The sequence below is a fragment of the Variovorax sp. GW821-FHT10C12 genome (assembly GCF_059415405.1).
This window is the reverse complement of the sequence record NZ_JBWKNE010000001.1, coordinates 993,860-1,007,717: the sequence shown is the minus strand read 5'-3', so window position 1 is coordinate 1,007,717 and position 13,858 is coordinate 993,860. Positions and strand designations below refer to the sequence as shown.

Sequence of the window (13,858 nt, the reverse complement as noted above, 5' to 3'; positions counted from 1 at the left end):
GCAGCGACGGAAACCAGCTTACTGCTGCTGCTGCGCCATCAGTTCGTCGAACGACACCGACTTTTCGTTGACCTTGGCCTTGCCCAGCACGAAGTCGGTCACGTTGTTCTCGATGACCACGGCTTCGACTTCCGCCAGGCGGTTGTTGTCGCTGAAGTACCAGCGCACGACGTCTTGCGGCTTCTCGTAGCTGGCGGCCAGCTCGTCGATGTGGGCCTTGATCTGCTCGGGCTTGGCCTGCAGGTTGTTGGCACGCACCAACTCGGCCACCACCAGGCCCAGGCGCACGCGGCGCTCGGCTTGCGGGCGGAACACTTCCTCGGGGATCGGGGCCTTGTCGGCGTCCTTGATGCCGCGCTGCTTGAGCTCGGCGCGGGCGCCTTCGATCATGCGGGCGACTTCCGACTGCACGCTGGCGTTCGGCAGGTCGAGTTCGGCGTTGGCCACCAGGGCGTCCATCACGGCGTTCTTGTTGCGGGCCAGCAGGCGGAACTTCACTTCGCGCTCGAGGTTGCGCTTGATGTCGGCGCGCAGGCCTTCCACGGTGGCTTCGGCGATGCCGAGCGACTTGGCCAGCTGTTCGTTGACTTCGGGCAGGTGCGAGGCTTCGATCTTCTTCACGGTGACCATGAAGTCGGCTTGCTTGCCGGCCACGTCCTTGCCGTGGTAATCGGCCGGGAACGACAGCGGGAAGGTGCGGCTGTCGCCGGACTTCATGCCGCGCACGGCGTCTTCGAATTCCTTGAGCATCTGGCCTTCGCCGACGACGAACTGGAAGTCTTCGGCCTTGCCGCCCTGGAAGGGCTCGCCGTCGATCTTGCCTTCGAAGTCGACCGTCACGCGGTCGTTGTCTTCGGCCACGGCGTCTTGGGCGCGCTGGGCGAAGGTACGACGCTGCTTGCGCAGGATGTCCAGGGTCTTGTCGATGGCTTCGTCGCCGACTTCGGCCGACAGCTTCTCGACTTCAGCGCCCGACAGGTCGTTGATCTTGACTTCGGGGAACACTTCGAAGACCGCGTCGAAGGCGAGCTGGCCTTCGGGCGACTCTTCCTTCTCGGTGATGCGGGGCTGGCCGGCGACACGCAGCTTGGCTTCGTTCGCGGCTTGCGAGAAGGCCTCGCCGACCTTGTCGTTCATGACTTCGTAGTGCACCGAGTAGCCGTAGCGCTGGGCCACGACGTTCATCGGCACCTTGCCGGGACGGAAGCCGTCCATCTTGACGGTGCGCGCGAGCTTCTTGAGGCGCGAATCGACTTCGTTCTGGATGGTGCCGACCGGCAGGGTCAGCGTGATCTTGCGTTCGAGCTTCTCGAGAGTTTCAACGTTCACGGTCATGATGTCTTCCTGGTAAGGGGGCTGGTGCGCGGGCCTGCATCTTTTAATCAATACAGATCAAGGACTTACACGCGCTCGCGGGATTTATGCGGAGGCACACACGTGCCGCCTGCAAAACTGGGCAACCCGCGATTCTAATCGGCGGAAAACACCCGCTCTCGCCGATGCGAACGCCCGTGCGCGCGGATTGCGCCCTGCCCCCGGCTCCGGGGGCGAATTCCCCTTTAAAGTGGCGGGCGATTTGCCACCGCCCACAGGGACCTTTCCATGCTTCAGCGACTGTTCGCCGCCCTCGCCTTCACCCTGGTTCTTGCGTTTGGCATTGCTTCGCCTTCGCAGGCCAAGACGGCCGTACCGGCAGCGAAGGAGCCGACGATCCAGCAGATCCACCAGGCTGCGAGCAACGGCCGGATGGCGGAGGCCAACGCGATGATCGCCAAGGTGCTGAAGAGCCACCCCAACAGCGCGAAGGCCCACTACGTCCACGCGGAACTCCTCGCCATGGAGAACAAGCTCGACGACGCGCGCGAGGCGCTGGACCGGGCCAGGGACATCTCGCCGGAGCTCTCCTTCGCGAAAGCCGAGTCGGTCGCCAAGCTCGAACGCAAGCTCGAAAAGCCGGTGGAGATCACGCCCGAGCCGCCACCCGCGCCCAGCCCCGTCAGCGCGCCGGCGCCCGCAGCGTCGCCCGCGCCGGTCGACTCCTTTCCGCCCACCGGTTCGATCCCCTGGGGTCCCATCGGCGTCGTCGCGCTGATCGTTGCGGCCTACGTCTTCTTCCAGCGGCGTTCGCGCGCCGCCACCTTCCCCGCCGCCGCGCCGGCGCCCCGGTTCTCCCGGCCCACGAGCGACTCGTCGATGGGCTACGCCGCAGCGAACAGCGACGGAGGATTTCCGCCCGCGCCGCCGCCCAGCCAGGACTTGGGCATCGGCAGCGCGCTGGCGACCGGCGCCGCAGTCGGCGTCGGCGCGGCGGTCGCGGGCGAACTGCTGCACCACCTGCTGCGCGACCGGTCGGACGACCACCGCGGCAGCACGATCAACATCTTCAACCACCACGGCAGCCGCAGCCACAACGCCGACATCGGGCGCAGCCTCTGGCCTTCTTCCGCCCCCGAGCCCGACCACAGCTTCGTGGACGACAACTTCGGCATCAAGGACACGAGTTCGTGGGACGACTCGAGCAGCAGTAGCAGCTCGGACAGTTCAAGCAGCGACAGCAGTAGCAGCAGCGACTGGTGAAGCGAACGACGGCCAAAGAAAAAGCCCCGTTCCTTGCGAAACGGGGCTTCGTCACTGCTCGATAGAACGGGCTACATAGCAGGGCTGGTGCGCGGGGCCGGACTCGAACCGGCACGTTCTTGCGAACGTCAGGACCTAAACCTGGTGCGTCTACCAATTTCGCCACCCGCGCGATGCCAATCTTTCAGGTGAATGCAAAAGCGGACGGCCTTCCGGCACCTCGGGAATCCCTCGGGCCAAAGACCATCCGCTTGAAATCGGTCAGCTTTCGATTTTAAACATGAATGGGGGTGCCTTTCGGTGCCTCCGACTCCGTCGGCTCCCGCTTGATGCGGAAGGCCGCGGCATACATCGCCGGCAGCGCGAGCAGGGTCAGCACGGTGGCCACGATCAGTCCGCCCATGATGGCCACGGCCATCGGTCCCCAGAACACGCTGCGCGACAGCGGAATCATCGCCAGCACCGCCGCCGCAGCGGTCAGCACGATGGGGCGCAGGCGCCGCACGGCCGATTCGACGATCGCATCCCAGGCCGGCACGCCGGCCGCTCGGTCGCTCTCGATCTGGTCGATCAGGATCACGGCGTTGCGCTGGATCATGCCCATCAGCGCGATCACGCCGAGCAGCGCCACGAAGCCGAAGGGCCGGTTCAGCAGCAGCAGCGCGGCGGCCACGCCGGCGATGCCCATGGGGCCGGTGATGAACACCAGCAGCGAGCGGCTGAAGCTGTGCAGCTGCAGCATCAGCAGCGTGAACACCAGGAACAGCATGATCGGCACGCCCGCCACGATCGAGGCCGAGCCCTTGGAGCTTTCCTCCACGGCGCCCGCCACCTCGATGCGGTAGCCGCCCTGCCCGGCCGCATGCCAGCCGGCTTCCAGCTCGCGCAGTTTCGGCAGCAGCTGCTCGGTCACGGTGGCGCCCTGCAGGCCTTCCACCACGTCGCCCTGCACGGTGATGGCGTAGTCGCGGTTCTCGCGCCACATCACGCCGGGCTCCCAGGTGAACACCGGGCGGGCGATCTGCGTGAGCGGGATCGAACGGCCTGTAGTCGTCGGGATGTAGGCGTTGCCGATGTCCGAGATGGCCTCGCGCTCGTCGGCCGACTGGCGCAGCACGATGTCGATCAGCAGGTCGTTCTCGCGGTACTGGCCGACCGTGGTGCCGCTGAACATGGTGCGCGAGGCCTGGGCGATGGCCTGGCTGGTCACGCCGAGCGCGCGCGCCTTGGCCTGGTCGATTTCGAGGCGGATCACCTTGACCGACTCGTTCCAGTTGTCGTTCACGCCGCGCATGTTGGGGCTCTCGCGCAGCACGGCCTTCACCTCGTCGGCACGGGCGCGCAGCTGGGCGGGCTCCGTGCCGATCACGCGGAACTGCACCGGATACGGCACCGGCGGGCCGTTGGGCAGCAGCTTGACGCGGCCGCGCACCTCGGGGAATTCCTCGGCCAGCAAGGCCGGCAGCCGCAGGCGCAGCGTCTCGCGCACCTTCAGGTCCTTGGCCAGCACGATGAGCTGCGACACGTTGGTCTGCGGGAACACCTGGTCCAGCGGCAGGTAGAAGCGCGGCACGCCGGAGCCGATCCAGGTGCTGACGGTCTTCACGCCCTCTTCCTTCATCACGCGCTGTTCGACGCGCTTGGCCACTTCTTCGTTCGCGGCGAACGAGGTGCCTTCGGGGAACCAGATGTCCACCATGATCTCGGGCCGGCTCGAATCGGGGAAGAACTGCTGCTGCACCTTGCCCATGCCGACGATGCCGAGCGCGAAGATCAGCACGGTGGCACCGATGGTCAGCCAGCGGTGCTGCACGCACCAGTTCACCGCGCGACGGAAGCCGTTGTAGAACGGCGTGTCGAACAGCTCGTGCGGCGGCGCATCGGGGTCGTGCGGCTTCACCTTGAGCAGCAGCGTGCCCAGGTACGGCACGAAGTACACCGACACGATCCACGACAGCACCAGCGCGATCACCGTCACCGCGAAGATCGCGAAGGTGTATTCGCCCGTCACCGACTTGGCGATGCCGATCGGCAGGAAACCCGCCGCCGTGATGAGCGTGCCCGTGAGCATCGGCTTGGCCGTCACGTCGTAGGCGAAGGTGGCGGCGCGGACCTTGTCGTAGCCCTCTTCCATCTTCCGCACCATCATCTCGACCGCGATGATCGCGTCGTCCACCAGGAGGCCCAGCGCAATGATGAGCGACCCCAGCGATATCTTGTGCAGCCCGATGCCGAAGTAGTTCATGGCCAGGAAGGTCACGGCCAGCACCAGCGGAATGGTGATGGCCACCACCAGCCCCGGGCGCATGTCGATGTACCAGCCGAAGCGCCCGCCCTTGTGCAGGCCGAGCGCGATGATGCTCACCGCCAGCACGATGGCCACGGCCTCGATGAGCACGCCGACGAATTCGTTGACCGAGCTGGCCACCGACACCGGCTGGTCCTGCACCTGCGCCAGCTTCACGCCAGCCGGCAGGCGCTGGTCGATGGTGGCGGTGGTGGCCTTGAGGGCCTTGCCCAGCGCGATGATGTCGCCGCCCTTGGCCATCGACACACCCAGCGCGATCACTTCCTTGCCCTGGTGGTGCACCTTGACGGCCGGCGGATCGACGTACCCGCGGCGGATCTCGGCGATGTCGCCGAGCTTGATCTGGTTGCCCGAGCTGCCGCGGATCGGCATTTCGCGCAGCTGTTCGACGCTGGTGAACTGGCCGCCCACGCGCACCTGCACCACGTCCAGCGGCGACTGGATCGTGCCAGCGCTTTCGACCGCGTTCTGCGAGCCGAGCTGAGCCAGCACGGCGTTGAAGTCGAGCCCCAGCTGCGCCAGGCGCTTCTGCGAGATCTCGATGAAGACCTTTTCGTCCTGCACGCCGAACTGGTCGACCTTGGCCACGTCCTTCACGCGCAGCAGCTGCTGGCGCACGTCGTCGGCCAGCGTCTTGAGCTCGGCGTAGCTGAAGCCTTCGCTCTCCAGCGCGTAGATCACGCCGTAGACGTCGCCGAAGTCGTCATTGAAGAACGGCCCCTGCACACCCGCGGGCAAGGTTCCGCGCATGTCGCCGATCTTCTTGCGCACCGTGTACCAGACGTTGGCCACCTCGGCGGCCTTCGACGAATCCTTGATCTGGAAAATGATCTGCGACTCGCCCGGCTTGGAATAGCTGCGGATCTTGTCGGCGTACGGCGCTTCCTGCAGCGTGCGCTCCAGCTTGTCGGTGACCTGCTCGGCCACCTGCTGCGCGGTGGCGCCGGGCCAGTAGGTGCGCACCACCATGGCGCGGAAGGTGAACGGCGGGTCTTCGTCCTGGCCGAGCTGGAAGTACGCGAACGCGCCCAGCACCATCAGCACCACCATCAGGTAGCGCGTGAGCGGCGCGTGGTCCAGCGCCCATTTGGAAAGATTGAAGCCGGCGGGTTTGTGTCCGGGAGTCTCAGGGGTTGCAGGGCCTTCCGTCATTTGGCGGCACCCGTTGCGATCTCCTTCTTCGTCGCGGCCACGGCCTCGACGGCCTGCTGCTTCGCCTGCGCCTGTTGCTGGCCATTGGCGGCGGCCGCCATGGCCTCCTTCGACTGGTAGATGGTGACCTTCTGCCCCGGCGACAGCACGTGCACGCCCGCGGCCACGACCATCATGCCGGGCGCCAGGCCCGAACCGATCACCGCTTCATTGCCGTCGGCCGTGACCACCTGCACCGGCTGCGAGCGCACGGTCATGCTGTCCTTGTCGAGCACCCACACTGCCGAGCCCTTGCCTTCCTGGCGCAGCGCGCTGGTCGGCAGCTTGATCACCGCGACGTCGGTGCGCGCCAGGGCCTGCGGCCTGGCATAGACCGTAGCGCCGAGCGCCGGCGAGGTCGCGGCGTCAATCGACACCTTGACCGAGTAGGTGCGCGTGACCGCATCGGCACTGGCGGCCACCTCGCGCACCTTGCCCTGCAGCACCTCGCCGCCGGACCAGCCGCGCACCGCGACCGGCGAGCCGGGCTTGATCAGCGCGGCGCGGTCTTCAGGCACCGCGAACACCACGTCGCGCGCGCCGTCCTGGGCAATGCGCACGACCGGCGTACCGGCCTGCACCACCTGGCCCGGCTCGGCCTCGATGGCGGTGATGATGCCCGCCACATCGGCCACCAGGGTCGTGTAGCTGGCCTGGTTGCCTTGCGAGGCGAGTTGCGCCTGCGCCTGCTCAAGCTGCGCCTGCGCGGCCTTCCAGGTGGTTTCGCGGCGCTCCAGTTCGGCGCCGCTGATGAAGTTCTGCGAGCGCAGCTCGGTGTAGCGCTTCAGGTCGGCGGCTGCGAGGTCGCGGTTGGTCTGCGCGGCAGCCTGCTGGGCCCGGGCGGCCTCGGCGGCCAGGCGGTAGTCCTGCGGATCGAGCTGCGCCAGCACCTGGCCGGCCTGCACGTGCTGGCCGAGTTCGGCCTGGCGCTTGGTGATCTTGCCCGCCACCCGGAAGCCCAGGCGCGATTCGACCCGGGCCCGCACCTCGGCCGAGAACTCGGGCTGGGCGTCGTAGTCGCTGGTGCCGACGGTCACGAACTTGACCGCCCTCACGGGCTCCTGGGCAGGCGGTTTCGGCGAACAGCCGGCCAGAAAGATGGCAGGAAGCAGCAGCCAGGCGGCGCTGCGGGCACGGAGTGAGGCGGCGGAGGCGGTCATGAGACACCCAAGAAGAGAGGAACCGGGTCATTAATGACCCACCGGTTAGTAATCTAGGGTAAACGTTAAACAGTGTCAATGACCCGCCGGTCAGTTGACCACGTTCCCGCTAAGTTCTCTGCCCCATCTCTACCAGCCGGTTGTCGGGGAGCTCGAAGTAATCGGATGCCCGGCCCGCGTTGCGCTGCAGCCAGCCGAACAGCACCCGTCGCACCGGGTTCATGCCCGGCAGGTTCTCCTCGCCCACCGAGGCGCGGGAGACGAAGTACGAGGTCTTCATCGAGTCGATGGCCAGGGTCTTCTGGTAGGCCAGGATGCGGATGAACTCGGGCACGTCGGGCCGCTCCATGAAGCCGTGCCGCGCCGTGACCACCCAGATGCCGTCCATCAGCTGCTCGGCCTCGATGCGCAGGCGCGCGTCCACGCGCGGCGTGTCGCACGAGAGCACGCGCAGCACGATCACCTGCTCGTGCAGCACCTGGTTGTGCTTGAGGTTGTGCAGCAGCGCGTGCGGCACCGCCGTGGCGTCGGGGTTCAGGAACACGGCCGTGCCGCTCACCCGGTGCGGCATGTTCAGCGCCAGCGACTCGACGAAGGGCCGCAGCGGCAGGCTGTCGGCCTCGGCCGCTTCCAGGCCCAGGCGCCGGCCCTTGGCCCAGGTGGTGAACAGCACCATCACCCCGGCCGCCACCGCCAGCGTGAGCCAGCCGCCCTCGGCCACCTTCAGGCTGTTGGACACCACGAAGGTCAGGTCGACCGCCGCGAAGGCCAGCACGCCGACCACCACCGCCACCTTGTTCCAGCGCCACAGCCCCCAGGCCACGATGCCGGCCAGCAACGTGGTCGTCACCATCGTGATCGACACCGCGATGCCGTACGCCGCCGACAGCGCGCCCGAACTGCGGAAGCCCAGCACCAGCAGCAGCACGCCGACCATCAGCAGCCAGTTGACGGCCGGCACGTAGATCTGCCCGATGGCCGTGCCCGAGGTCTGCACCACGCGCATGCGCGGCAGGTAACCCATGCGCATCGCCTGCGCCGTAAGCGAGAAGGCGCCCGAGATCACCGCCTGCGACGCGATCACCGTGGCCATGGCGGCCAGCACCACCATCGGCAGCACGCCCCACGACGGAAAGAGCCGGAAGAACGGGTTGTCGATGGCCGCCGGGTTCGCCAGCACCAGCGCGCCTTGCCCGAAATAGTTGAGCACCAGCCCTGGCAGCGCAATGAAGATCCACGCCAGCCGGATCGGCTTGGCGCCGAAATGCCCCATGTCGGCGTACAGCGCCTCGCCGCCCGTGAACGCCAGGAACACCGCGCCCAGCACGGCCAGCGACTGCGCCCGGTGCACGACCAGGAAGCTCACCGCCCGGCGCGGGTCGAGCGCCGCCAGCACCTGCGGCTGCTGCAGCACCTGCCAGAGGCCGGCCAGGCCCAGCACCAGGAACCACAGCAGCATCACCGGCCCGAATATCTTGCCGACCACGCCGGTGCCCTTCTTCTGCACCATGAACAGCCCGACGAGGATCGCCAGCGTGATCGGGATCACCGCGCGCTGCAGCACCGGTGCCTGCACCTCCAGGCCCTCGACCGCCGACAGCACCGAGATCGCCGGCGTGATCAGGCTGTCGCCGTAGAACATGGCCGCGCCCACCAGGCCCAGCAGCCCGATCCCGCGCCACACCCAGGGTTTGGTCTTCGGGCCGGAAACGGCGTTGCGCGCCAGCGCCTGCAGCGCCAGGATGCCGCCCTCGCCGTCGTGGTCGGCGCGCAGCACGAACACCACGTACTTGAGCGTCACCACGAACATCAGGCCCCAGAAGATCAGCGACAGCAGGCCCAGCACTGCGTCGGGCGAGAACGGCACGCCGTGCTCGGGGTTCATCGTCTCCTTGAAGGCGTACAGCGGCGAGGTGCCGATGTCGCCGAAGACGACGCCCAGCGCCGCGATCATCAGTCCCGGCCCGGCCGCGTGTGCCGTGTCGCCCGAAGCGGGAAGCGAGGTCCCGGAAGCCGCGGCAGTTGCTTTCATCGTCATAGGCGAAAGAAAGAGAGATGGAAAGTGGCGACGCCACGAGCATAGTGCCCGGACATGACGTCGCCGACAATCGTGGCGTGTCCGCCACTCCCCCCCAAGCCGCCGCGCCGGCCCATTACGAAAACTTTCCCGTGGCCTCCTGGCTGTGCCCGCCGCACCTGCGTCCGCCCATTGCCGCGATCTACCACTTCGCGCGCACCGCCGACGACATCGCCGACGAGGGCGACGCCTCGCCCGATGCGCGCCTGGCCGAGCTGCGCGCCTACCGTGAGGAACTGGCCGCCGCCGCGCGCGGCGACGCGCTGCCCGACTCGCGCTGGCCCCACGTGTTCGGCCCGCTGGCCTGGGCCATCACCGAGTACCGCCTGCCCGAAGACCTGCTCGCCGACCTGCTCAGCGCCTTCATGCAGGACATCGAGAAGACCCGCGACCGCGGCACCTACGCCGACCGCGCCGAGCTGCTCGACTACTGCCGCCGCTCCGCCAACCCGGTCGGCCGGCTGCTGCTGCACCTGTACGGCGTGACCGATACGCAGGCGCTGGCCCAGAGCGACGCCATCTGCAGCGCGCTGCAGCTCATCAATTTCTGGCAGGACCCGAGCGTCGACCTACCGCGCGGGCGCTTCTACTTTCCACGCACCGACTGCGCGCGGCGCGGCCTCACCTCGGAGCATTTCAAAGTCTTCGAACCGCTGTCGCCGGCGCCGCCGCCGCAGGAAGCTATCAATCTGATAGCAGTGGTGGCCTTCTGGGCGCGCGAGCTCATGACCGAAGGCGCCCCGCTCGTGCACCGCCTGCCGGGCCGCGTGGGCTGGGAGCTGCGCCTCGTCGTGCAGGGCGGCCTGCGCATCCTCGACAAGATCGAGGACCTGGGCTTCGACACCTTCTCGCAGCGCCCCACCGTCGGCAAGGCCGATGCGCCCGTGCTGCTCTGGAAGGCATGGCGGATGCGGAGACAATCACGCCCCATGAAAGCAGCGCCTCCCCGATGAATCCCGAGCAATACGTGCAAGACAAAGCCGCCGCTTCGGGCAGCAGTTTCTATTACGCCTTCCTGTTCCTGCCCAAGCCGCGGCGCGCCGCGATCACGGCTTTTTATGCCTTCTGCCGCGAGGTCGACGACGTGGTCGACGAGGTCTCCGACCCCGGCGTGGCCGCCACCAAGCTCGCCTGGTGGCGCACCGAGGTCGCCCAGGCCTTTGCCGGCACGCCGCGCCACCCGGTCATGCAGGCGCTCACGCCGCATGCCGCGGCCTACGGCATCGAGGCGCGCCAGCTCCACGAGGTGATCGACGGCTGCCAGATGGACCTGGACCAGACCCGCTACCTCGACTTTCCCGGCCTCGCGCGCTACTGCCACCTGGTGGCCGGCGTGGTCGGCGAAGTCGCCGCGCGCATCTTCGGCCAGACCGATCCGCAGACCACCGCCTACGCCCACAAGCTCGGCCTGGCGCTGCAGCTGACCAACATCCTGCGCGACGTCGGCGAAGACGCGCTGCGCGGTCGCATCTACCTGCCCGTCAACGAGCTGCAGCAGTTCGACGTGAAGGCGCACGAGATCCTGAACCGCGTGCACTCCGACCGTTTTGTCGCGCTCATGAAGTTCCAGGCCCAGCGCGCCCACGCCGCCTACGACGAAGCGCTGGCCCTGCTGCCGCTGGCCGACCGTCGCACGCAGAAGCCCGGCCTGATGATGGCCAGCATCTACCGCACGCTGCTGCGCGAGATCGAGCGCGACGACTTCCAGGTGCTGAACCAGCGCGTCAGCCTCACCCCCGTGCGCAAGCTGTGGCTCGCATGGAAAGTCCAGGCCCTAGGCCGGATATGACGCCCCACCCTTCGTGCCCATGAGGCTCGCCGTCATCGGCGCCGGCTGGGCCGGCCTCGCCTGCGCCGTCGAGGCCACGCGCCTCGGCCACGCCGTCACCCTGTTCGAAGCCGCGCCGATGGCCGGCGGGCGCGCGCGCCGGGTCGATCACATGCACGGCATGGCGCTCGACAACGGCCAGCACATCCTGATCGGCGCCTACACCGCCACGCTGGCGGTCATGCGCGACGTGGGTGTGGATGTCGACACCGCCCTGCAGCGCCTGCCGCTCTCGCTGCGCTTTGCCGACGGCGGCGGGCTGCAGCTGCCCGCGGGCCGGCCGCCGCCGCTCGACCTGCTGATCGGCATCTTCACCGCGCGCGGCTGGAGTTGGCGCGACAAGGCCGCACTGCTGGCCACCGCCGTGCGCTGGCGCCTCGCGGGCTTTCGCTGCGCGCCCGGCACCAGCGTCGCCACGCTCTGCACCGGGCTCACGCCACGCGTCATGCAGGAGCTGATCGAGCCGCTGTGCGTTTCGGCGCTCAACACGCCCGTGCCGCAATCGAGCGGCCAGGTGTTCCTGCGCGTGCTGCACGACGCGCTGTTCAGCGGGCGCGGCGGTGCCGACCTGCTGCTGCCGCGCGTCGACCTTGGCGCGCTGCTGCCCGACGCCGCGCTGGCGTGGCTTGCCCGGCATGGCGCCACCACGCGCATCGGGCACCGCGTGCGCACCATCGCGCCCGAAGGCGACCGGTGGCGCGTCGATGACGAGGTCTTCGACCAGGCCGTGCTCGCGGGCGCCCCTTGGGACGCCGCGCGGCTCGCCCGCGCCACCGGCCTGCCCGTAGCCTCGCGCTGGTGCAACGTCACCGAATCGCTGCGCTTCGAGGCGATTGCCACGGTCTACGTGCGCGGCGCCACACCGCTGGCCGAACCGATGCTCGCGCTGCGCAGCCAGCCGGGCAGCGCACCGGCCCAGTTCGTGTTCGATCGCGGCCAGCTCGGTGGACCAGAAGGCGTGCTCGCCTTTGTCGTGAGCGCCAACGAAACGCCGCGCGAGACGCTCGAGAAACAGGTGCTCATCCAAGCCGGCGCGCAGCTCGGGCAACCGGGGCTCACACCGATCCAGACTGTGGTCGAAAAACGCGCCACCTTCGCCTGCACGCCCGGCCTGGCGCGTCCGCCGGCCGCCATCGCGCCGGGGCTGCAGGCCTGCGGCGACTACACCGAAGGCCCCTATCCCGCCACGCTCGAAGGCGCGGTCCTCAACGGACTGGCCGTCGCACGCGCGCTTGCCACCCCATGACCACGACCCTGCGTTACCTCGATTTCGACTACAGCGAAGACACCGAAGACCACGGCACCTTCGACGCCATGGCCTCGACCCCGCCCGAGCGCACGCCCGAGGTGGAAGCCGAGATCGCGCTGGTGCTGGCCTGGGCCGAGGCCAGCTTCCCGGGTATGCGCGGCGCGCTCGACGAAGGTGCGACGTGGGATTGCGACGTTCAGCGCACGCGGGAAGACAACCCGCGCCTGGACACCCTCACGCTCTCGCTCAGCGGCACCGCCGATTTCTGCGCGGCGCTGCGCGAACGCTTCGGGCTCGACTGAAAAAGCCGGTTCAGGCGGTCTTGTTGCGCAGGCGCAGCAGGCTCAACCCCAACAGCACGAAGGCGCCGCCCGACACGCGGTTGAACAGCTGCGCACGCTTGGGGTTCGCGAACTGCTTCTTCAGCAGGCGCGCCAGCAGCACGTACGAGCCATGCGCCAACACCGAGCCGGCCGCAAAGGTCGTGGTGAGCACGGCGAACTGCGTGAGGATCGGCGCGTCATGCGTGAGGAACTGCGGGAACAGCGCCGAGAAGAACAGGATGCCCTTCGGGTTGGTCAGCGCCACCGTCACGCCATGCCCAAACAGCCGGCGCGCGGAACGTGAAGGCGCCGGCGTGGCCGACGGTTGCAGCTCGGCGAGCACGCTCGTGCGGCTGCGCCACTGCCGGATGCCCAGGTACACGAGGTAGCCCGCGCCCGCCACCTTCAGCACCATGAAGGCCGTGGCCGAGGTGTTGAGCACCACGCCCAGCCCGCCCATCGCGGCGGCCGAGACCAGGAAGAGCCCGCAGGCGTTGCCCAGTGAACTGATCATCGCGCGGCGCGGGCCGACGGTGATGGCGTTGGAGACCGCGAGCAGCACGGCCGGGCCGGGCGTGAAGACGACGAGCAGGGTCACGCCGCAAAAGAGGAGCCAGGTGGAAAGATGCATGGGAGGAAATTCGCGCGAAAGCAGTGAAAGGAGGCCGTCGCAAAACTATAGTCCGGGCAGCCGCGCGCCGCTCGGGCCGCGCCGATAGTCCCCTGACGCTCCTCACCCATGATCACCTGCTACCTGCGCTACATCGTCGACCCCTTCAAGCTCAAGGAATTCGAGCACTACGGCAAGCTCTGGATTCCGCTGGTCGAGAAGTTCGGCGGCCAGCACCACGGCTACTTCCTGCCGTCCGAAGGCGCGAACAACGTGGCGCTGGCGATGTTCAGCTTTCCGAGCCTGGCCGCGTACGAGACCTACCGGGCCGATTCGATGCAGGACGCCGATTGCCAGGCCGCCTTCCGCTACGCGGAGGAAACCCGCTGCATCGTCAGCTACGAACGCAGCTTCTTCCGCCCAGTATTTGGCTAACCCCCAGTCTTCGCGCACTTCGTGTCGCTACGCCAACCCCCTTGCAGGGGGCAACACCAGAGGCCCGGCAAAGCCGGTTCCTCGGTGTTTCTGGTATCGA

The 13,858-nt window shown here is 68.0% G+C and carries 11 protein-coding genes and 1 tRNA gene; 6 read left to right on the top strand and 6 right to left on the bottom strand.

All coding sequences use genetic code 11. From position 1 onward, the window contains the following. Positions 1-18: 18 nt before the first annotated feature. Entirely contained in the window at positions 19-1,335 is a 1,317-nt protein-coding gene (tig, locus tag AC07OH_RS04835; RefSeq protein WP_495299797.1) for a trigger factor, read from the bottom strand. A 267-nt stretch (positions 1,336-1,602) separates the two neighbouring features. Between tig and AC07OH_RS04830 the strand changes: the two genes are divergently transcribed. Further along, on the top strand, positions 1,603-2,577 hold the full coding sequence (locus AC07OH_RS04830; protein ID WP_495299796.1) for a tetratricopeptide repeat protein: 975 nt from the start codon (positions 1,603-1,605) through the stop codon (positions 2,575-2,577). Between the two features lie 85 nt (positions 2,578-2,662). Here AC07OH_RS04830 and AC07OH_RS04825 read toward each other — a convergent pair. The 4 genes from AC07OH_RS04825 to AC07OH_RS04810 form a co-directional block, all read right to left on the bottom strand. After that, positions 2,663-2,749: transfer RNA gene (locus AC07OH_RS04825), tRNA-Leu, on the bottom strand. A 102-nt stretch (positions 2,750-2,851) separates the two neighbouring features. Continuing rightward, a complete protein-coding gene (locus tag AC07OH_RS04820; RefSeq protein ID WP_495299795.1) occupies positions 2,852-6,037 on the bottom strand; it encodes an efflux RND transporter permease subunit in 3,186 nt (1,061 codons plus the stop codon). Continuing rightward, a complete protein-coding gene (locus tag AC07OH_RS04815) occupies positions 6,034-7,236 on the bottom strand; it encodes an efflux RND transporter periplasmic adaptor subunit (protein WP_489056978.1) in 1,203 nt (400 codons plus the stop codon). The genes AC07OH_RS04820 and AC07OH_RS04815 overlap by 4 nt, the downstream gene beginning before the upstream one ends. Before the next feature lie 109 nt (positions 7,237-7,345). Then, complete coding sequence (locus tag AC07OH_RS04810; RefSeq protein ID WP_495299794.1) at positions 7,346-9,268, bottom strand: potassium transporter Kup; 1,923 nt, start codon at positions 9,266-9,268, stop codon at positions 7,346-7,348. Positions 9,269-9,291: 23 nt separating this feature from the next. Between AC07OH_RS04810 and hpnC the strand changes: the two genes are divergently transcribed. Genes hpnC through AC07OH_RS04790 form a run of 4 tightly spaced genes read left to right on the top strand, consistent with a single transcriptional unit; the run spans position 9,292 to position 12,692 of the window. Further along, positions 9,292-10,266: a squalene synthase HpnC gene (hpnC, locus tag AC07OH_RS04805; RefSeq protein ID WP_495299793.1), complete on the top strand. Its 975-nt coding sequence runs from the start codon at positions 9,292-9,294 to the stop codon at positions 10,264-10,266. Continuing rightward, positions 10,263-11,102: a presqualene diphosphate synthase HpnD gene (gene hpnD, locus AC07OH_RS04800; protein WP_495299792.1), complete on the top strand. Its 840-nt coding sequence runs from the start codon at positions 10,263-10,265 to the stop codon at positions 11,100-11,102. Before hpnC ends, hpnD begins: the two co-directional genes overlap by 4 nt. A 19-nt stretch (positions 11,103-11,121) precedes the next feature. Continuing rightward, entirely contained in the window at positions 11,122-12,387 is a 1,266-nt protein-coding gene (gene hpnE / locus AC07OH_RS04795; RefSeq protein WP_495299791.1) for a hydroxysqualene dehydroxylase HpnE, read from the top strand. Then, positions 12,384-12,692, top strand: a complete 309-nt coding sequence (locus AC07OH_RS04790; protein WP_495299790.1) for a hypothetical protein — start codon at positions 12,384-12,386, stop codon at positions 12,690-12,692. Before hpnE ends, AC07OH_RS04790 begins: the two co-directional genes overlap by 4 nt. A 10-nt stretch (positions 12,693-12,702) precedes the next feature. On the opposite strand, the gene AC07OH_RS04785 is transcribed toward AC07OH_RS04790, so the two are convergent. Beyond that, entirely contained in the window at positions 12,703-13,344 is a 642-nt protein-coding gene (locus AC07OH_RS04785; RefSeq protein ID WP_495299789.1) for a LysE family translocator, read from the bottom strand. A gap of 108 nt (positions 13,345-13,452) precedes the next feature. Here AC07OH_RS04785 and AC07OH_RS04780 point away from each other — a divergent pair, with 108 nt between their 5' ends. After that, on the top strand, positions 13,453-13,758 hold the full coding sequence (locus AC07OH_RS04780) for an NIPSNAP family protein (protein WP_095947796.1): 306 nt from the start codon (positions 13,453-13,455) through the stop codon (positions 13,756-13,758). Positions 13,759-13,858: the final 100 nt, after the last annotated feature.

Coding starts and splice junctions, on each gene's coding strand:
- AC07OH_RS04780 (WP_095947796.1), top strand. CDS start 13,453: ATGATCACCTGCTACCTGCGCTACATCGTCGACCCCTTCAAGCTCAAG.
- hpnD (WP_495299792.1), top strand. CDS start 10,263: ATGAATCCCGAGCAATACGTGCAAGACAAAGCCGCCGCTTCGGGCAGC.
- AC07OH_RS04785 (WP_495299789.1), bottom strand. CDS start 13,344: ATGCATCTTTCCACCTGGCTCCTCTTTTGCGGCGTGACCCTGCTCGTC.
- AC07OH_RS04815 (WP_489056978.1), bottom strand. CDS start 7,236: ATGACCGCCTCCGCCGCCTCACTCCGTGCCCGCAGCGCCGCCTGGCTG.
- hpnC (WP_495299793.1), top strand. CDS start 9,292: ATGGAAAGTGGCGACGCCACGAGCATAGTGCCCGGACATGACGTCGCC.
- AC07OH_RS04820 (WP_495299795.1), bottom strand. CDS start 6,037: ATGACGGAAGGCCCTGCAACCCCTGAGACTCCCGGACACAAACCCGCC.
- AC07OH_RS04790 (WP_495299790.1), top strand. CDS start 12,384: ATGACCACGACCCTGCGTTACCTCGATTTCGACTACAGCGAAGACACC.
- hpnE (WP_495299791.1), top strand. CDS start 11,122: ATGAGGCTCGCCGTCATCGGCGCCGGCTGGGCCGGCCTCGCCTGCGCC.
- AC07OH_RS04830 (WP_495299796.1), top strand. CDS start 1,603: ATGCTTCAGCGACTGTTCGCCGCCCTCGCCTTCACCCTGGTTCTTGCG.
- AC07OH_RS04810 (WP_495299794.1), bottom strand. CDS start 9,268: ATGAAAGCAACTGCCGCGGCTTCCGGGACCTCGCTTCCCGCTTCGGGC.
- tig (WP_495299797.1), bottom strand. CDS start 1,335: ATGACCGTGAACGTTGAAACTCTCGAGAAGCTCGAACGCAAGATCACG.